The sequence below is a fragment of the Solwaraspora sp. WMMD791 genome (assembly GCF_029581195.1).
Lineage (GTDB): Bacteria > Actinomycetota > Actinomycetes > Mycobacteriales > Micromonosporaceae > Micromonospora_E.
In genome coordinates this window covers 1703549-1721830 of sequence record NZ_CP120737.1, presented here as the reverse complement: position 1 = coordinate 1721830, position 18282 = coordinate 1703549, and the positions used below count along the sequence as shown (strand labels likewise).

The window sequence follows — 18282 nt, the reverse complement described above, 5'->3', positions numbered from 1 at the left end:
TACCGCCGCTGGCAATTCTTCATGATCTTTGGCATCTGCATGCTGATCTACTAGAGACATTTCGGCCCTCTTCCTGGCAGGCTGCCAGCCATGACCCTGAAGCTGCGTTCCGCGGCGGTGACCGACCGCGGCCTCATCCGGAGCGGGAACCAGGATTCGGTCCATGCCGGAAACTGGTTGGTCGCTGTCGCCGACGGGATGGGCGGGATGGCCGCCGGGGATCTGGCGAGCAAGATCGCGATCGAGGCGATCGCCCAGCTCGACGTCGCGACGGCCGACGACGAGCTGGTGTCCCGCCTGCAGAGTGCGGTCGAGGCCGCCAGCGCTCAGATCCGGGCGGCCGTCGAGGCCGATCCGGCCCGGGAGGGGATGGGTACGACCCTCACCGCGCTGCTGTTCGCCGGCTCCGGCACCGCGATCGGGCTGGCCCATGTCGGCGACTCCCGGGCCTATCTGTTGCGGGGCGGGGTGCTGGAGCAGGTGACCCGGGACGACACCTTCGTGCAGATGCTGGTCGACGAGGGTGTGATCACCGCGGAGCAGGCGGCCAGCCATCCTCGGCGGGCGGTGGTGACCCAGGCGCTGCAGGGCGACAACGTCAACCCGGCGTACCAGGTCTTCGAGCCGCAGACCGGCGACCGGTGGCTGCTCTGCAGCGACGGTCTGTCGAACGTCGTGCGCGCGGAGAGCATCGCCGAGGTGCTGGCCACCTACGCCGACCCGCAGGCGGGCGCGCAGCGGCTGGTGGACCTGGCGATCAGGGCCGGTGGGCCGGACAACATCACCGTGGTGATCGGCGACATCACCGAGGTCACCGACTGAGCGCCCACCGCACCGACTGAACGCCCGACGCGGTGTGGCCGCCCCGACATCTGTCGGAGCGGCCACACCAGTGTCAGCTGCGGGCACCCACCTGCCCGGCGATCGTTCAGTACGTCGACTGCAGTTGACCCCGCAGCTTGGTCAGCGCCCTGGCCAGCAGCCGCGACACGTGCATCTGGGACACGCCGATCTGATCGGCGATCTGCGACTGGGTCAGGTTGCCGTAGAACCGCAGGGTGAGGATCCGCTGCTCCCGCTCGTCCAGCGTGGCCAGGGCCGGGCCGAGCGCGACCCGCAGCTCGGCGAGCTCGTACTCGCGGTCCTCGGCACCGAGCATGTCGGCCAGCTCGGTGGCCCGCTCGCCGTCGCCGGTCGGCGTGGACAACGACACCGCGTTGTACGCGCGGGCACCCTCCAGCCCCTCGAGGACCTCCTCCTCGGTGATCCGCAGGTGCGCGGCGATGTCGGCGACCGTCGGCGAGCGGCCCAGCGTCTGCAGCAGGGTGCTGTTCGCCTCGGAGATACTCAGCCGCAGCTCCTGCAGCCGACGGGGCACCCGGATGTCCCAGGTGCGGTCGCGGAAGTGTCGCTTGAGCTCGCCGATGATCGTCGGGATGGCGTACCCGGCGAAGTCGACACCCCGGCTCGGGTCGAACTTGTCGATGGCCTTGATCAGGCCGACCGCCGCGGTCTGGGCCAGGTCGTCGGTCGGCTCGCCTCGCCCGCTGTAGCGCTGGGCGAGGTGCTGGGCCAGGGGCAGCCACGCCTCGATCGCGCGGTCGCGCAGCGCCTCCCGGGACGGGTGACCCGCCGGCAGGGCGGCCATCGCGTTGAGCAACTCGGTGGCGCTGTCGGCGGGGGCGTTCGCCCGCTGGCCGAGGGTGGTGCTCGACATGGTCTGGTCGACGGTCGTCGGCTCGTGCACCGTCGGGCGTCCGGTGAGTGTCGCGGTCATGGTGGTCCTCCCTGCACCTCGTCCGCGGATATGGAAGGTGGTGCGTTCAGCTGTCCTCGCTAGGGTCTTTCGGCCTCTAACACTAGCCTGGTCGGTCAGTACAAAGCTAGCCGAAAGTACGATGTATTTAACGCCCACTATCCACCAAGTCGGACATTTTGCCGCCTGATTGCGTCGCTCCTCGGCATCGGGTACCCCCGGATCGGTCAATGAAGCGCCACCAACTCCTCGGGATCGTCGACGGGTAGTTCGCCCTCGGTCACCGCCAGTACCGACATGCCCGTCAGGTCGACCGCCCCGCCGACGGTGGTCGCGAACGCCACGTCCGCCGCGTCCCGACCTGTCGCGATCCGCGCCAGGCTGCTCCGGGGGGCCAGCCGCGTCGCGTCCCACACGTACCAGCGGTCGTCGACCGCGGCCTCGGCCACCAGGTGGAAGTCCATCGGTGACAGGCCGGGGGCGTAGACCGCCACCACCCGTGCGGGAATGTCCATGGCCCGGCAGAGGGCGACCGTCAGATGGGCGTAGTCCCGGCAGACGCCGGCACCGCTGAGCAGGGTCTGCGTCGCGTCCGTGCTCGGCCCACTGGCGCCTGCGGTGTAGGTGGTGTGGTCGTGCACGTAGCTGCAGATGGCGCGCACGGTGTCGGCGTCGTCGGCGTGGCCGGCGAAGCGGGCCGCCGCGAACCCGCCCAGCTGGTCCGACGGGCAGTAGCGGCTCGGCCGTAGCGCGACCACGCGCTCCCACGCCGACACCGGGGCGGGTGTCGCCGGCACCGGTCGGGTCACCGTCGCCTGGTACCGGACGGTGGTCCGGCCAGGTGGTGCCGCCAGCAGGTGGTGTCGGCCGCCGGCGGCCCAACTGCCGGCCACCTCCTCGGGGACCCACTCGCCGGCCGAGGTCGTAGCGGTCAGCCGGGCATCAGGACCCTGTCGGTGCGCCGTCACCTGCAGCGTGATCGTCGTGGCCGTCGCCACCTCGTAGGTCAGCTCGCAGCCGACCGTCACCGCCGTCTCGTCACCCATGACTCGTTCATACCCATCCGCCACGGCGCCACCAACCGCGACGCGACGCGGGTCACCGTCCAGGCATTAGTTGAAATTTGAAATAAGAGCTAGTCTCGGTGTCATGGAAGACCGGCGCGACACGCAGCGGCTCGCCGCCTGGCGGGCCTACATCGAGTCAAGCCAGCGGCTGCTCACCCTGCTCGGCGACGAGTTGCGCGAGCACTGCGGGCTCAGCCTGGCCGACTACCACGTCCTGCTGCTGCTCTCCGAGGCCCCCGAGCGTCGCCTGCGGATGGGCGAACTGGCCAGCCGGCTGATCTTCTCCCCGAGCCGGTTGACCTACCAGGTCGCCACCATGCAACGGCGGGGCCTGGTCGAGCGGCAGAGCTGCCCGCAGGACCGACGCGGCAGCCACGCGGTGCTCACCGCCGAGGGCCTGAGCCAGCTGCGTACGGCCGCTCCGGTGCACCTCGCCGCCGTCCGCCGGGTTTTCCTCGACCACCTCGACGACTCCGACATCGCCCAGCTGGGCCGGGTGTTCGGCGCGCTCGACGCCCGCCTCGGCGGGCGTTCGGCCGGCGCCGGGGGACCCGGTTGCGGCGCCGAGGCGACACCCACCGTCAGCACCGATCCAGCCCGAAAGAGGACCTGATGCCCGCCATCACCGTCGACGACGTACTCGTCCTGCCCCGACTGCCGCGGTTCGACCCGGCGGCCGGGACGATCCGGCCGGTGCGCCGGGTCTCCACCGCCCCGAGTGGTTTCGAAGGGGAAGGCTTTCCCGTCCGCCGGGCCTTCGCCGGGGTGCCGATGACCGAGCTCGACCCCTTCCTGCATCTCGACCAGATGGGGGAGGTGGAGTACGCCCCCGGCGAGCCCAAGGGGACCGCCTGGCATCCGCACCGCGGCTTCGAGACGGTCACGTACATCATCGACGGGATCTTCGATCACCAGGACTCGCACGGCGGGGGCGGCACGATCACCGACGGGGACACCCAGTGGATGACCGCCGGTTCCGGGCTGCTGCACATCGAGGCACCGCCGGAGCATCTGGTCGTCAGCGGGGGCCTGTTCCACGGCCTGCAACTGTGGGTGAACCTGCCCCGGGTGAAGAAGTTCGCGCCGCCGCGCTACCAGGACATCCGGGGCCGTGAGGTCGGTCTGCTCACCACGGACGACGGCGGCGCGCTGATCCGGGTGATCGCCGGCGACGTCGCCGGACATCGCGGGCCGGGCTCCACCCACACCCCGATCAGCATCGCCCACCTCACCGTGCAGCCCGGTGCGCAGGTCGACCTGCCATGGCGGCCGGACTTCAACGCCCTGGTGTACGTGCTCGGCGGCCGGGGAACGGTCGGCACCGCGCCGCATTCGGTACACACCGGGCAGCTGGCCGTTCACGGTCCGGGGGACACGTTGCGGATCACCGCCGACGCCCGGCAGGACAGCCGGACCCCGCAGCTCGACGTGTACGTGATGGGCGGTGAACCGATCCGGGAGCCGATCGCCCAGTACGGACCGTTCGTGATGAACACCCGGGCGGAGCTGGTGACCGCGTTCGAGGACTACCAGGCCGGCCGGCTCGGCGTCGTGCCGGCGGCGCGGACACCACACAGCGGCGGCCAGCAGCCGCCGCTGTGACGACACGACCGGGTCCGGCGGGCCGGACCCGGTCGGCAGGGTCCTCACGACACGAGGAAGACCCCGAGGACGCCGAGTACCACCATGACGAGGACCGCGACCAGCAGGCCCTGTTCGCTCGCGACGGTGTCGCCGGTGTACGACTGCTGGGGATCCGGGGTGACGATCTCGGTGCTCATCGCGCCTCCTCAGCGTGCTCTCCTGGCCTGACAATGACGGTAGGCAGCCGGCCGCGTCCGCGAATCCCGAACCTGTGCCACCTACGGGTGTCGCCGCAGCCTCATGTACCCGTCCCACTGCGGCGGACACCCGGATCGGCCGAGGTTGTCGATGGGTTCTGCCCGACCGTCCGGCCCGGCTCCGGCCGTGGGCACGACACGGACCGGGCGGCATGGGCCCGCCCGGTCCGTTGGTCCGCCTGCTGTTGACCGGCGCGTGGCTACCGCCCGGCGCGGCCCGCCTCGACCCGGTCTGCCAGCGCCTGACGCGCCTGCTCGGCGAACTCGGCGTCCACCGTCACGCCGTACTGGCTGGCCTGCAGCAGACTGCGCGAGGAGAAGTCTCGTCGGCCACCGGTCATCGCGTGCGCCACGGCTCCGAAAATGGCTCCCCAGACGGCACCGATGACCAGGGCGGTCACGATGATGCCGAGCCAGTTGACCACGGCGAAGATGCCGATGAGCAGACCGATGAACAGACCGAACCAGGCACCGGTGCCCGCGCCGGCCGCCGCTGCCCGGCCGATCGTCAGTCGGCCGGTGACGTCCTCGACCAGCCGTAGGTTGGTGCCGACGATCGCGGTCCGCTCGACCGGGAACTTGTTGTCCGACAGCTGGTCGACGGTCCGCTGGGCGGCGGCGTAGTCCGGATAGTTGGCGATGGTGACCGTGGTTCGGGCCTGGTCACCGGCCTGCGGCGCGGCACCCGGCGTGGTGGGGTAGGCCACGGGCCCGGCTGGCACGCCCGCCGGGAAGTTGGCCGTGTCCCCGAAGGTGCCGGGAGCTGAGGTGTCCGTACGGATCGTGGATCTGGTCATGGATGGCCTCCCTTCCCGCAGTTAGTGCCCCGGGAAGGGGGCCGGTTAACCTGCCGGCCGCGACGGGTGTGGCACGATTCCGGCCCCTCCCCGTCGACGGGGAGGGGCCGAAACGTAGGTCCGGAATCGGCCGGACCTTGGTCCGCCCGCGCCAGGGGCGGTAGGCGCGGGGCGGACCCGGCGCTACCCGCTACAGGCGGCGCCGTTGAGGGTGAAGCTGGACAGCGGCGGCAGGGTGCTGCCGCTGTAGGTGCCCTGGAAGCCGATGCTGACGGTGGATCCGGACGCCAGCGAGCCGTTCCAGGCGGCGTTGCGGACGGTGATCTGGCCACCGGACTGGCTCCAGGTGCCGTTCCAGCCGTTGCTCAGGCTGACGTTGGAACCGGCCGTGAAGGCCAGCGTCCAGTTGCTGAGCGAGGCACCCTGGTTGGTGATCCGGATCTCCCGGGTGAAGCCGCCACCCCACTGGTTGGTGGTGTAGCTGACCGCGCACCCACCGGGTGGCGGCGGCGCGGTCGTCGGTGGTGCCGTCGTGGGCGGCGCGGTGGTCGGCGGCGCGGTCGTGGGTGGCGCGGTGGTCGGCGGCGGCGCGGTGGTCGGGCCGGCGGCGATCGCCAGGTCGTACGCCCGCTGCGGCACGAACTGCCCGGCGGCGGCGATGCAGCCGTCGGCCTCACCCGGCAGCTTCACCCAGAGGAAGGCGTCGATCTTGCTGTCGCCGGTGTTGGTGGTGCTGGCGGTACCGATCGCACGACCGGCCGGGTCACACCACTCGGAGCCGAGCGGCCCGTTGCCGTTGCGGCTGGTGTCGATCACCGCGGTCAGGTGGTTGGCGCCGGTGGCGTTGATGACCGCTTTGACGTAGTTGACCGCTTCGCTGGTGCTGCGGTAGTTCGACACGTTGCTGGAGATGCCGTGGGCGCTGTTCGCCACGTCGGCGCCGACCAGCATGCTGGCCATCGCCGAGGGCGAGTGCCACGCCGAGTGCCCGGCGTCGAAGTAGACCCTCGCCTGCGACGAACCGGCCTTGAGCGCCTTGCCGGCGTACGCCATCGACGCCCGGACCTCGGCCTGCTCGCCGGCGCTCATGCAGGTGCCCATCAGGGCGAGCACGTCAGGCTCCAGCACGATGTACGCCGGGCGGTTGCCCAGGCCGGCGGCGACCTGGTCGACCCACTGCCGGTACGCGGTGTGGTTGGGCGCACCGCCGCTGCTGTGGTTGCTGCAGTCGCGGTTGGGGATGTTGTAGACCACCATGATCGGGATCTTGCCGGCCGCCGCAGCGGCACCGACGAAGGAGCTGACCTGGTTGCGGACCTCGTTGGGGTTGTACTGGGTGAACCAGCGGCCCTGAGGCACCGAGGCGATCCGGTCGCGGATCACGTTCGCCCGGTAGTCACCGGGGTTCGCCGCCACCCAGCGGGCGGCCGAGGTGTCCGGGTCGACGTAGAAGGCGGAATCGGCGGCCTGGGCGGCCGTGGGCTGCAGCAGCCCGACACCGACCGCGGTGGCGACCGAGAACGCCAGGACGGCGGCGGCGCCAACCGCGGTGAGCGCAGATCTCCTGCGCATGGGCACTCCCTCCGGGTAGGGACGATATATTGAAAGCACTCATTGGAAGCGCTCCCATGGATATCGACTACCGTACGGGTGTGTTGCCGATATGTGAAGAGGCTGTGACACAGGTGTCCCAAAAATTGTCATATGGTGACATACCCGTGCGGGTCGCCCACGCGGCGGGTCAGTCCAACGGCGTACGGAACTGCGGGAGCAGGGCGATGATCCCGAACGCGGCACCCGCCGGATCGGTCAACTGCGCGTACGTGCCCGGCCCGGCGTCGTACGGGCCGAAGGTGACCTGGCCGCCGACGGCCGTGCACCGCTCGACGGTCGCGGCGCAGTCGTCGACCTCGAACGTGGTCCGCCAGTGGGCCGGCACCTGGGGTGGGTACGACTCGGTCATGTCGATCAGGCCGGCCACTTCCCGGGTCGTGCCCAACCACCACTCCTGGTAACTGGCGGAGTCGCTGTAGCTGCTCGCGCGGGCCGTCCAGCCGAAGACGTTGCCGTAGAAGGTGCCGGCCCCGCCGATGTCACGGGTGGCGAGCTCGTTCCAGCAGGCCGCGCCGGGCTCGCCGCTGACCTGGGCACCGGGGAACGGGTCGCGCTGCCACAGCCCGAACACCGCGCCCTGCGGATCGGCCACCAGCGCGCCGACGCCCCGTTGGGCGTACCGGGTCACCGGGACGAGCGTGGTCGCCCCGGCCCGCGTCGCGGCATCGACCGTGGCGCTGAGGTCGTCGGTGGCGAGGTACGTCACCCAGGCGGACGGCGCTGCGGCGGGTGCCGTGACCAGGCCGGCCGCAGCCAGGTCCCGTAGGTGGAAGTCGACGGTCGCCGAGGCGTGGTGGTCGGCGGGCTTCCAGCCGAACAGCTCGCGGTAGAACTCGATCGAACCCGCGGGGTCGCTGGTGCGTAGCTCGGACCAGCATGGGGTGCCCGCAGGGTAACCTCTGATTCGCACCGTGTGTTCCTCTTCGCGTCGTTTATCCCGTTTAGCGTGATCAGTTACTCTACGCCGAGGAAACGCCGGGCGCGGGTCGGCTGAACGGCCGAATTGATGTCACGTTCGGTGAAGGTTCGCGTTACGAGTCGCCGGGAAGCATGATCTCGAACCACACCGTCGAGCCACGAACCGACGGGTCGGTGCCCCAGGCGTCGCTCAACTGCTCGATGAGCCCGAGCCCCCGGCCGCGACTGCTCAGCGTGTCCGTCCGGGCCCGGCTGACCGTGCCCCGGGTGCCACTGTCCGCGACCGACACCAGCAGCCGTTCCTGGCTCAGGTCGATCTCCACCCGAGCCTCGGTCCCGGCGTGCAGCAGCGCGTTCGTGGTCAACTCGCTGGCGCACAGCACCGCCGGGCCGATGACCGACTCCGGTACGCGCCACTGCGCCAACTGGTCGGCCATCCAGTGCCGGACCCGGCTCGGCGCGATCGGCTCGGCGGGCACCAGCAGACCCGCCGACCTGCTCGGCGCCGCCGCGTGCTCCACCGCCAGCACCGCCACGTCGTCGTCGGTGGTCCCGGCCACCGCCGCGCTCGCCACCGCGCACAGGTTGCGCGGATCGCTGGTGCCGGTGGCGGCGATCGCCGACGCCAGCGCCGACATGCCGGCACCGAGGTCACGACCCCGGCGCTCGACCACCCCGTCGCTGAACATCAGCAGGGTGTCTCCCGGATGCAACACCACGTCCACCGGTTCGCGCGGCCCGGCCAGCCCGAGCGGTACGCCGGGCGGCACCTCGGCGAACTCGGCCCGTGCCGTCGGGGTGCCGGGACGGCGGATCAGCGGCGCCGGATGACCGGCGCTGGCCAGGGTCAACCGCCCGGCCGACGGATCGAGTACGCCGTACAGCACGGTGACGAACAGTTCCTCGTTGCGGCTCTCCGCGCCCAGGCTGTGCACCAGCCGGTCCAGCCCGGTCAACACGGCGGCCGGTGCCGGATCGGTCAACGCCAGCCCACGCAGCGCCGCCCGGACCTGGCCCATCAGCGCCGCCGCCCGTACGTCGTGCCCGGCCACGTCGCCGAGCACGACGGCCAGCCCGCCGTCGGGCAGCAGGAACGCGTCGTAGAAGTCACCACCGGCAGAATTGCCGTCCACGCCAGGGTCGTACCGAGCGGCGAGCCGGAACCGGGGCAGATCCGGCAACTGCTCTGGCAACATGCTGCGTTGCAGCAGCTGGGCCGTACCGTGCTGGGTCTCGAACCGGCGCGCCCGCTCCGCCGCCTGGGTGACCAGTTCGGCGACCGCCGCCAGCAGCGCCCGTTCGGCCGGCGGCCACTGGTGCGGCTCCCGGTAGCCGAAGGTGATCCCGCCGCGCAGCGAACCGGCCCGCAACGGCAGCGCCGCGAGCGCCGCCACGCGCTCGTCGTGGCGGTCGATGGCGTGCCGGGCCAGCGGCCGGCCGTCGCTGCTGAAGCGAGGGACACCGGTGGTGCCGACGGCCGCCAGCGGCGTCGCGGCGTCGCGTGGCAACCGCCGCCAGACCGGTGGCAACCGTTCGTCGGCCTCGTCGAGCAGCTCACCGCGGACCCGACGGACCACCCGCCACCCGCCGCCGTCGTCGATGCCGAGCGTCACCTGGTCGATCTCGAACGAGGCAAGACCGTAACGCAGGGCGACCCGGGCCACGTCGTCGAGGGTCAGGGTGCCGGCCAGCGCCGCGGTCAGCTCACTCAGGCTCTGCAACCGGTGGGTGATCGCACCGGTCTCGGTGGCGACCGAGAGCATCCCGATGATCGTCCCATGGCTGTCGCGCACCGCCGAGTAACCCCGGGTGTACGCGGTCGTACCACCGGTGCCGTCGGTGTCCGCGACGAACGGCGCGACGGTCTCCGACTCGAGGAACGGCTCTCCAGTGCGGTAGACCCGTTCGACCACGTCACCGACCCCCGGCTGGTGCCACGAATCGGCGAACACCTCGGCAGCGGGCTGACCGAACGCGTGCGGGTGTTTGTCGCCGAGCAGGTCGGCGTACGCGTCGTTGTAGATCATGAGGAAGTCGTCGCCGTACACCAGCGCCATCGGCACGGGGGAGGCCAGCAGCAGATCGACGGTGGCCCGTACCGCTGGATCCCAGCCGTCGGTGGGCCCCAGCGGCGTCTGCGCCCAGTCGTGTCGTTGCGCCAGCTTCGGGCCGTTCGTCAGCGGGGCCACCGGCACCGGTGGCCCGGGCGCGACGGCGGAACGGGCAGCAGGAACGCCGGTGGGGGTGCCGCGGGTACGCCCGGTGCTGCCTGCCATGGGGGGCAGCCTATCCGGGCGGTGACGGGTGGGGGGCGTGGACCGCCGCAGGGTGGGTATGCGGGCCGGCGGTAGGCGATGCAGCGCGTCCGAACGACAGCGAGGCGACGCATCGACAGACGAGGCGGAAGGGAGGACCGGATGTCCTCAACGTACGCGTCGGCGCAGGTCGATATTGGGAATGCGCTGACTGACATGTGGCGGTCCGTGATACTTTTCGTGCCCCGGGCCATCGCGTTCATCGCGATTCTCGTGGTCGGATGGTTGATCGCGCGGGCCGTCCTCAAGGGCGTCGACAAGGCGCTCGAACGCGTCGGGTTCGACAAGGCCGTGGAGCGCGGCGGTATCGGTCGGGCGCTGGAGCGCACCCGGTACGACGCCAGCGACATCCTGGCCAGACTGGCGTACTACGCGGTGCTGCTGTTCACCCTGCAGTTCGCGTTCGGCGTCTGGGGACCGAACCCGATCAGCGACCTGATCGGCGCCGTCGTGGCCTGGCTGCCCCGGGCGTTCGTCGCCATCGTGATCGTGGTCGTCGCGGCGGCCATCGCGACGGCGGTACGTGACCTGGTGTCCGGCGCGCTCGGCGGACTCTCCTACGGGCGGGTGCTGGCGACCGCGGCGTCGGTCTTCATCATCGCGCTCGGTGTCATCGCCGCGCTCAACCAGGTCGGAATCGCCACCACCGTCACCACTCCGGTGCTGATCGCGGTCCTGGCCACCGTCGCCGGCATTCTGATCGTCGGCGTCGGTGGGGGCCTGGTCCGTCCCATGCAGCAACGGTGGGAGGACTGGCTGACCAAGGTGGCCCACGAGTCCCAGGCGATCCGGGACAGCCACCAGGCGTACCAGGCGGGCCGAGAGGACGCGGGTCAGCGGATGAACGAGCCGACCCAGGTGATCCCGCAGACCCAGCAGGCACCGGCGATGTCCGGCGGCCGGGAGGCGGCCAGCGGGCGGGGCATGACCGGCCCCGGCGCCGGTCAACCGGGCGGGATGACCAACCCGCCCGGTGGGACGACCCGACCGGGCGGCACCACCGGCTGACCCCGCTGCCCGCCGATCACCGGGGGCTTGTCACGGGACGGGGCCCGCCCCACCTGTGACAGGCCCCCGTCGGCGTCGGTATCCCTCGCCCGGGCACCGCCGGCAGCGGACGCGTCAGCTGTGGCAGTCGGCGGCGAGCTGGCAGACGGCCACCAGCCGCAGCGTCACCCAGTCGGCGCGGCTCCAGTCCGTCGTCGCTCCGACCGGTGGGTGCCAGCCGGACTCGACCGCCGCGTCGCGCACGCCCTGCGCGTACCGGGCCAGGGTCACCGGGTGCAGCGGGCGCAGGTCCGCCCAGAGCCGGTCCCGCACCGCCGCGCCGTGCTGGTCCAGCTCGGCCAGTAGGCCGGGGCAGTCAGCAGCGGCGCGCAGACCGTGATCGCCGAGGGCGGCGTGCAGATCCTGCAGCGTGCTGCGAGCCGAGCGCCGGGCCGCCGGTGCGGCACGCAGGCTCTGGACGGGGCTGCCGTACGGTGTCGTCACAGCGGGCGGCGGTCTGCTACTCGGCCCGGCGATCGGCCGCGGCGGGACGGCGTCGTGCCGCGTCGTCGGCGATGATCACCGTGGCCACCATGAGCGCCACACAGACGCTGAACAGCCAGGAGTCATCGGGGAGCAGATAGGCCGAGACCGGAGCCTGCAGCGCGGCCAGCACGAAACCGAGCCAGGCCCAGCGCCGTTGGCGCGTGGTGAGGAAGCCAGGGGCGGGACGCATCCAGAAAGTCTTGCGCGGCGGAGCCGGACCGCCGTCAGCCGATCGGATGAGGATCAGTGGCCGATCTGCCCATGTCGGAGCTTGCGGACAATCCGACCGGGCAGGTGTTCCGACCGGGCAGGCGATCTGGCCGGACAGGTGAGCTGTCCGGGCAGGCAGGCGTCGTGGCGAGGAGCGCGTCCCGTGTCAGTTCGGTCCGGTCCGCCCGGTGGTCGACGGCCGGTACGCCCGGTCGGGATCGGTGGCGTGCCGCTGCGTACCGCCCTCGGCGGCCTCCGGGCCGTGCCCGAACTCCTCCTCCGCGCCGGCGTCGCTGCCGGTCACGTCGTCGACCTCCCCGTCGGCTGCCGGTGCGGCCACCGCGCGTTCCAGGTCGCGCAGGGGCAGTCGCTGCTCGTCACGCCAGACACCGTCCACGGAATCAGTCATGCCTGCCGGGTTACCCCTCGCCCGCGTCGACAAACGCCGCGTGGTGCGCCCGGGCCCACGCCGTGACACGCGCGACGGCGCGGACCCCGCAGGATCCGCGCCGTCGCGTACGGTCGGTCGCCGGGCTTCCGCCAGCCTGGTACGGCCGGAACCCGGGCCGGTGTCACGGCTGGGGCCGGGGCACCTCGCCGCGCCAGGCTCCGGTCTCGACGCCCTGGCGGTTCTCGATGAACTCCTTGAAGCGCTTCAGGTCGCCCTTGACCCGCCGGTCGACGACGCCGAGCTTGTCGCCGGCCTGCTCGGCCAACCCTTCCGGGTCGAACTCCATCTGCGCGGTCACCCGGGTGTGATGGTCGTCCAGCCGGTGGAAGGTGATCACACCTGCCTGCTTGACGCCGCCGGTGGCGGTCCAGGCGACCCGTTCGTCGGGGATCTGCTCGGTGATCTTGGCATCGAACTCACGGGTCACCCCGGCGATCTCGGTCGTCCAGTGGGTCATCGTGTCCGATATCTGGGTGACCTGATCGACACCCTCCATGAAGTGCGGGAACTCCTCGAACTGGGTCCACTGGTTGTAGACGGTGCGCACCGGCACCGCGACATCGACGTACTCCGTCACTGCACCCATCTGATGGTCCTCCTCAGTTCCGCCGGGCCGCGGGCGGCGCGGTCACCAGCGGGTCGATTCGTTGGCGTGGCCGAGCGCGGCCCACACCTCGGACACCGTCTGGAACGTGCGGCCCGCCGGCAGCTGGTCGATCTCTTCGAGTACGTCAGCGGGCGCCTCGTTCCCCTCGGCGCTGCGCCGCAGGGCGGTCCGGTCGCCGGGCAGCGCGGAAAGGTTGATGTAGCGGCCGAGTCGGCTGCGCTGCTCCACGTCCTCGCTGGACATGCCCTGCGGGGTGCCGGACCGGTTGTCGCCCGCCGGCACGGTGGTCGGCTCCGGCTGGTCCTCACCCGGTGGCTCCGCCTCGTGCCACTCCTGCGCCCGGCCGCCAGCGGTGCCCTGTGTGGTCCCCCGGATGTCGTGCGCCATGCTGTCGTCCACCCGGGGGCTGTGCTTGCTGTTGCCGCGTTCCATAGCTGTTCGACTACCCGAGGGTGCCGGCCTCAAACACCGGCGTGGGTCGGTCAGCCGGCCGGTGTCCGCGGTGGCAGAACCGGATCGGCCGGGTCGGGGTTGCCGGCCTGGACGGCTCTGCCGCGCTGTACCCCCGCATTGATCTCGACTCCGAGCATCACGGCCAGGTTGGCCAGGTAGAGCCAGACCAGGAACGCGATCACCGCGCCGAGGCTGCCGTAGGTGACGTCGTACGAGCCGAAGTACGCCACGTAGGTGCCGAAGCCGGCCGACGCGACCGCCCACAGCAGCAGCGTCACCACACCGCCGACCGCCAGCCACCGGAATCTCGGTTGCCGCACGTTGGGGGCCACCCAGAACAGCAGCGTCAGCAGCAGGGTCATGATCGCGACCAGCACCGGCCACTTGACCAGGTCCCACGCCGTGCGGGGCGCCTGACCCAGGCCGAGCAGGTCACCGACGGCGTCGGCGACCGGTCCACTGACGATCAGCATCGTGGCGACCAGCGCGACCAGCACCAGGCCGGCGGCGGTCAGCCCGAGCTGCTGCGGCTGCAACCGGTAGAACGGCCGGCCCTCGGACACGCCGTAGATCGCGTTGGCGGCCCGGGTGAACGCCCGTACGTAGCCCGACGCCGACCACAGAGCCGCCAGCAGGCCGAAACTGAGCAGCACCCCGGCCGAACTCTGCTGGTTCACCACCTCGTCGACGATGGTGACGAACCCTTCGTTACCGACCACGGCACCGGCGCCGACGTCGTCGGCCAGGTCGACCACCGTGCCGACGGTCCGCTCTCCGTCGGAGACCAGCCCGACCAGCGCGACGACGACGATCAGGGACGGGAACAGCGCGAGAACCCCGTAGTAGGTCAGCGCGGCGGCCCAGTCCAGGCAGTTGTCGGCCATGAACTTGCGACCACTGCCGACGAGGACCGTCCGCCAGGTGGCGGGGGTCAGCTCGCGGAGCCGTACCGGACGTCGGGGGTCGGTCTCGACGGTGTCGGCGGTGGACTTCATACCCTGCCTCGTTACCCTCAGTGTCCACCGGCAAAACCGGATGTGCGGGTTTGCCGGATCCCGGGGCGGGCACAGTGTCAGGTGACCCGACCCCGAGAGTCGAGGAGGCGATCATGCCAGCTCGTGAGGAACTTCCCAGCACGCTGCGCCGTTCGTCGCGCAAGGCGCAGGACACCTGGTCCAAGACACACGACGCGGCGGTCGAGACCTACGGCGAAGGGGAGCGGTCGCACCGTACCGCCTTCGCGTCGCTCAAGCACTCCTTCGAGAAGGTGGGCGACCACTGGGAGCCCAAGGAGAAGAAGGGCCCCAGCGACGAGCAGGCCGCCCGGGGCTACCAGGACCAGCCAGCGGCGGGTGCCGGTGGAGTCGACGCCCGGGCGTCCAAGGAGCACCTGATGGAGGTGGCCCGCCGGCTCGACGTCAAGGGTCGCTCGTCGATGACCAAGGACCAGCTGGTCACCGCGATCGGCAAGGCGAACCGCCGCGAGACGGCCCGGGCCCGCAAGTAGTCCCGGTCCGTCGGCCGGCACCGCGACGTCGGCGGCTCGTCCGGGCGTACGGAGGTCACCAGCGCCCGTCCGGGCCGCCGGGCCCGGTCAGGTGCAGCACCTTCAGCACGGTCATCTCGTCCAGCAGCTCCGGCCCGTAGCCGAGCCCTTCGCCGCTGCCGCGTCGGGGATGCGCGGCACCACCGGGCGCGCCGCCGAAGACCGAATTGACCTTCACGGTACCGACCGGCAGCTCCCGCCAGGCCCGCTGCGCATGGCTCATCGACCGGGTCAGCACGGTCGCCGACAGGCCGTACGCCGAACACGCCGCCCGGGACAGGGCCTCGTCGAACGAACCCACGGTCATCACCGGCGCCACCGGACCGAACGTCTCCTCCCGCATGACCGACATGTCGTCGGTGCAACCGGTCAGCACCGTCGGCGGGTAGTAGGCGCCCGGCCCGTCCGGTAGGTAGCCGCCGCAGCGGGCCGTCGCCCCGGCCGCGAGAGCCGCCGACACCTGCGCGTGCACCTGGTCGCGGTGCCGGCGGTCCACCAGCGGGCCCAGTTCGGTGTACGGGTCGCGGGCCGGCCCGAGCCGCATCCCGGCGCAGTGTTCGGCCAGCGCCGTCACGAACGGCTCCGCCACCGCGCTGTGCACGTAGATCCGTTCGACGCTGACGCACACCTGGCCCGAGTTGGCCAGCGCACCGAGCGCCGCCTGCTGCGCGGCCCACCGGGGGTCGACGCCCTCGTCGACGATCAACGCGTCGTTGCCGCCGTTCTCCCGCAGGACCTTCGCCCCGGTACGGGCGCCGGCCTGGGCGATCGCCCGGCCGGTGGCGGTGGAACCGACGTGGGCGATCAGGTCCACCCCGTCCGAGCCGGCGATCCGGGCACCGACCGTACCGTCCCCGGTGAGCAGCGCGAAGACCCCGTCCGGCAGCTCGTCGGCGACCAGCCGGCCGAGCAGGGCGCCGGTCGCCGGGCAGCGTTCGCTCGGCTTGTGCACGACGGTGTTGCCGGTGACCAGAGCGGCGCCGAGCAGCCCGCAGGCGACCGCGATCGGGTCGTTCCACGGGGTCAGCACGGCCACCACACCGCGTGGTACGTACGCCATCAGGTCCATCGCGGCCGGGTCGCCGGCCAGCGCCCGCCCCCGGTGCACCGGCCCCAGCTCGGCGTACTGCCGCAGGGTGGCCACCCCGGCCGCGATGCCGGCCCGCGCACCGGCCAGCGGCTTGCCCATCTCCGCACTCTGCGCCTCGGCGACCCGGTCGGCGGCGCCAGCGAGGGCGTCGGCGATGCGGTGCAGCGCCGCCGCCCGCTCCGCCGCCGGCGTGGCGGCCCACGCCGACGCCGCCTCCCGCGCCGACTTGACCGCCGTCTGTACGTCGGCGGCGGTGGCGATCGGGCTGCGGCTGACCGGCCCGCCCTCGGACGGATCGTCGACCACCAACTCCGCGCCGTCGCCGAACCGTCCCCAGATGCCGTCGATGAACTGCTCCACGTCGTACATCCCAGGACGGTTCCCGTTGTCCGCGTCGGCAAACGTTTGGCCCGCACCAGCAGGGGTAGCCAGGCGACGATGACAAGCTCGGGTGTGCAGACCGCGGACGCGGTCGTCATCGGCGCCGGACACAACGGACTGGTCGCCGCCAACCTGCTCGCCGACGCCGGCTGGGACGTGCTGGTCCTGGAGGCGACCGACGCCGCCGGCGGGGCCGTCCGGTCCGCGCAGGTCACCGCGCCCGGCTACCTCAGCGATCTGTACAGCTCGTTCTATCCGCTCGGGTTCGCCTCCCCGGTGCTTCGTGAGCTGCGGTTGGCCGAGTTCGGGCTGCGCTGGCGGCATGCCCCTGACGTCTTCGCCCACCTGCTGCCCGACGACCGGGCCGCGGTGGTCAACCTCGACGCGCGGCGTACCGCGGAGTCGCTGGAGGCGTTCGCCGTCGGCGACGGCGAACGCTGGCTGTCGGCGTACACGCAGTGGCGGTCGCTGTCGGCGCCGCTGATCGACGCGCTGTTCACCCCGTTCCCGCCGGTGCGGGGCGGGGCGGGGATGCTGCGGCGGCTACGGGTCGCCGGTGCGGTGCGGTTCGCCCGGCAACTGCTGCTGCCGGTACGCCACCTCGGTCGGGAGCTGTTCGAGGGCGCGGGCGGGCCGGCGCTGCTCGCCGGCTGTGCCCTGCACACCGACCTGTCGCCGGACGACGTCGCCTCCGGCGTGTACGGCTGGCTGCTGGCCATGCTCGGCCAGGAAGTCGGCTGGCCGGTGCCGGTGGGCGGGGCACAGCGCATCACCGACGCGCTGGTCGCCCGGCTGAACGCGCGTGGCGGTCGGGTGGTCACCGGCGCGGCCGCCGATCGGGTGCTGATCGCCCGCAGCCGGGCGGTCGGGGTGCGCACGGTCGACGGTCGGCGGTGGCGTGCCCGGCGGGCGGTGCTGGCCGACGTACCGGCTCCGGCATTCTTCCTCGACCTGGTCGGTGCCGCGTGGTTGCCGACCCGCCTGGTGGACGACCTGAGCCGGTTCCGCTGGGACGGCGCGACGGTGAAGGTGGACTGGGCGCTGTCGGGTCCGTTGCCGTGGCGCAACCCGGCCGTCGCCGGGGCCGGCACCGTCCACCTCGGTGCCGATCTCGACGGGCTGACGAAGTACGCCGCCGCGCTCGCCTGCGACGAGGTGCCATCGGATCCGTTCCTGCTGCTCGGCCAGCTGACCACGGCGGATCCGACCCGGTCGCCGGCGGGCACCGAATCGTTGTGGGCCTACACCCATCTGCCGCATCGCCCACAGTGGCGGCCTGAGGAGATCCTCGACCACGTCGCCCGGATGGAAGCGCTGCTGGAACGCCACGCGCCCGGGTTCGGTGCGCTGGTACGGGCCCGACACGTGGCCGGCCCGGCCGACCTGCAGCAGGCCAATCCGAGCCTGGTCGGGGGAGCGGTCGGTGGCGGCACCTCTGCGGCGTACCAGCAGTTGTTCTTCCGGCCGGTGCCCGGCCTGGGCCGGGCGGACACGCCGGTGGACCGGCTCTTCCTCGCCTCGGCGTCGGCGCATCCGGGCGGTGGGGTGCACGGCGCGCCGGGGGCGAACGCCGCCCGGGCGGCGCTGGCCCGCGACCGCGCGCTGACCGGCGGCCTGTACGGCGCGCTCGTCTCGACCGCCCAGCGGGCGGTGTACCGCTGATGTCTGTGCCCCCGGGTGGCCGATGTCTGCGCGCCCGGTGG

General features: G+C 71.9%; 20 protein-coding genes. 6 read left to right on the top strand and 14 right to left on the bottom strand.

The window, feature by feature from the left end:
* The first annotated feature begins 90 nt into the window (after positions 1-90).
* Positions 91-822 carry a protein phosphatase 2C domain-containing protein gene (locus O7623_RS07485; RefSeq protein WP_282227859.1) on the top strand — a complete coding sequence of 244 codons (732 nt, stop codon included), beginning with the start codon at positions 91-93 and terminating at the stop codon, positions 820-822.
* Between the two features lie 106 nt (positions 823-928).
* Here O7623_RS07485 and O7623_RS07480 read toward each other — a convergent pair whose 3' ends face one another.
* The gene (locus tag O7623_RS07480; protein ID WP_282229348.1) at positions 929-1717 is read right to left on the bottom strand and encodes a SigB/SigF/SigG family RNA polymerase sigma factor; all 789 of its coding nucleotides are present in this window, start codon (positions 1715-1717) and stop codon (positions 929-931) included.
* A gap of 266 nt (positions 1718-1983) precedes the next feature.
* Complete coding sequence (locus tag O7623_RS07475; RefSeq protein WP_282227858.1) at positions 1984-2802, bottom strand: transglutaminase family protein; 819 nt, start codon at positions 2800-2802, stop codon at positions 1984-1986.
* A 103-nt stretch (positions 2803-2905) separates the two neighbouring features.
* Between O7623_RS07475 and O7623_RS07470 the strand changes: the two genes are divergently transcribed.
* Both O7623_RS07470 and O7623_RS07465 read left to right on the top strand, forming a co-directional pair.
* A complete protein-coding gene (locus tag O7623_RS07470) occupies positions 2906-3436 on the top strand; it encodes a MarR family transcriptional regulator (protein ID WP_282227857.1) in 531 nt (176 codons plus the stop codon).
* A complete protein-coding gene (locus O7623_RS07465; RefSeq protein WP_282227856.1) occupies positions 3436-4425 on the top strand; it encodes a pirin family protein in 990 nt (329 codons plus the stop codon). Before O7623_RS07470 ends, O7623_RS07465 begins: the two co-directional genes overlap by 1 nt.
* 44 nt (positions 4426-4469) lie before the next feature.
* On the opposite strand, the gene O7623_RS07460 is transcribed toward O7623_RS07465, so the two are convergent.
* From O7623_RS07460 to O7623_RS07440, 5 genes are all read right to left on the bottom strand, one after another.
* A complete protein-coding gene (locus O7623_RS07460; protein ID WP_282227855.1) occupies positions 4470-4604 on the bottom strand; it encodes a hypothetical protein in 135 nt (44 codons plus the stop codon).
* A 260-nt stretch (positions 4605-4864) separates the two neighbouring features.
* A complete protein-coding gene (locus tag O7623_RS07455) occupies positions 4865-5461 on the bottom strand; it encodes a general stress protein (RefSeq protein ID WP_282227854.1) in 597 nt (198 codons plus the stop codon).
* Between the two features lie 183 nt (positions 5462-5644).
* The gene (locus O7623_RS07450; RefSeq protein ID WP_282227853.1) at positions 5645-7033 is read right to left on the bottom strand and encodes a glycoside hydrolase family 6 protein; all 1389 of its coding nucleotides are present in this window, start codon (positions 7031-7033) and stop codon (positions 5645-5647) included.
* A 169-nt stretch (positions 7034-7202) separates the two neighbouring features.
* Entirely contained in the window at positions 7203-7985 is a 783-nt protein-coding gene (locus tag O7623_RS07445; RefSeq protein ID WP_282227852.1) for a VOC family protein, read from the bottom strand.
* Positions 7986-8106: 121 nt separating this feature from the next.
* Positions 8107-10269, bottom strand: a complete 2163-nt coding sequence (locus tag O7623_RS07440; protein ID WP_282227851.1) for a SpoIIE family protein phosphatase — start codon at positions 10267-10269, stop codon at positions 8107-8109.
* A 141-nt stretch (positions 10270-10410) separates the two neighbouring features.
* Between O7623_RS07440 and O7623_RS07435 the strand changes: the two genes are divergently transcribed.
* Positions 10411-11316, top strand: a complete 906-nt coding sequence (locus O7623_RS07435) for a hypothetical protein (RefSeq protein WP_282227850.1) — start codon at positions 10411-10413, stop codon at positions 11314-11316.
* Positions 11317-11430: 114 nt separating this feature from the next.
* Here O7623_RS07435 and O7623_RS07430 read toward each other — a convergent pair whose 3' ends face one another.
* The 6 genes from O7623_RS07430 to O7623_RS07405 all read right to left on the bottom strand — a co-directional run bounded on the left by O7623_RS07430 (position 11431) and on the right by O7623_RS07405 (position 14557).
* On the bottom strand, positions 11431-11766 hold the full coding sequence (locus O7623_RS07430; RefSeq protein WP_282229347.1) for a DUF6401 family natural product biosynthesis protein: 336 nt from the start codon (positions 11764-11766) through the stop codon (positions 11431-11433).
* A gap of 49 nt (positions 11767-11815) precedes the next feature.
* Positions 11816-12031 (bottom strand): hypothetical protein, encoded by a 216-nt coding sequence (locus O7623_RS07425; RefSeq protein WP_282227849.1) that lies wholly within the window; start codon positions 12029-12031, stop codon positions 11816-11818.
* A gap of 186 nt (positions 12032-12217) precedes the next feature.
* Complete coding sequence (locus tag O7623_RS07420) at positions 12218-12460, bottom strand: hypothetical protein (RefSeq protein ID WP_282227848.1); 243 nt, start codon at positions 12458-12460, stop codon at positions 12218-12220.
* 163 nt (positions 12461-12623) lie between these two features.
* Entirely contained in the window at positions 12624-13088 is a 465-nt protein-coding gene (locus tag O7623_RS07415; RefSeq protein ID WP_282227847.1) for an SRPBCC family protein, read from the bottom strand.
* A gap of 42 nt (positions 13089-13130) precedes the next feature.
* Entirely contained in the window at positions 13131-13541 is a 411-nt protein-coding gene (locus O7623_RS07410; protein ID WP_282227846.1) for a DUF2795 domain-containing protein, read from the bottom strand.
* A 50-nt stretch (positions 13542-13591) separates the two neighbouring features.
* Positions 13592-14557, bottom strand: coding sequence for a YihY/virulence factor BrkB family protein (locus tag O7623_RS07405; RefSeq protein WP_282227845.1), 966 nt, complete (start codon positions 14555-14557; stop codon positions 13592-13594).
* A 113-nt stretch (positions 14558-14670) separates the two neighbouring features.
* On the opposite strand from O7623_RS07405, the gene O7623_RS07400 reads away from it, so the two are divergent.
* Entirely contained in the window at positions 14671-15069 is a 399-nt protein-coding gene (locus O7623_RS07400) for a ChaB family protein (RefSeq protein WP_282227844.1), read from the top strand.
* Positions 15070-15124: 55 nt separating this feature from the next.
* On the opposite strand, the gene O7623_RS07395 is transcribed toward O7623_RS07400, so the two are convergent.
* On the bottom strand, positions 15125-16567 hold the full coding sequence (locus O7623_RS07395) for an aldehyde dehydrogenase family protein (protein ID WP_282227843.1): 1443 nt from the start codon (positions 16565-16567) through the stop codon (positions 15125-15127).
* 69 nt (positions 16568-16636) lie between these two features.
* Here O7623_RS07395 and O7623_RS07390 point away from each other — a divergent pair, with 69 nt between their 5' ends.
* Positions 16637-18241 (top strand): NAD(P)/FAD-dependent oxidoreductase, encoded by a 1605-nt coding sequence (locus O7623_RS07390; protein ID WP_282227842.1) that lies wholly within the window; start codon positions 16637-16639, stop codon positions 18239-18241.
* The last annotated feature ends 41 nt before the right edge of the window (positions 18242-18282 follow it).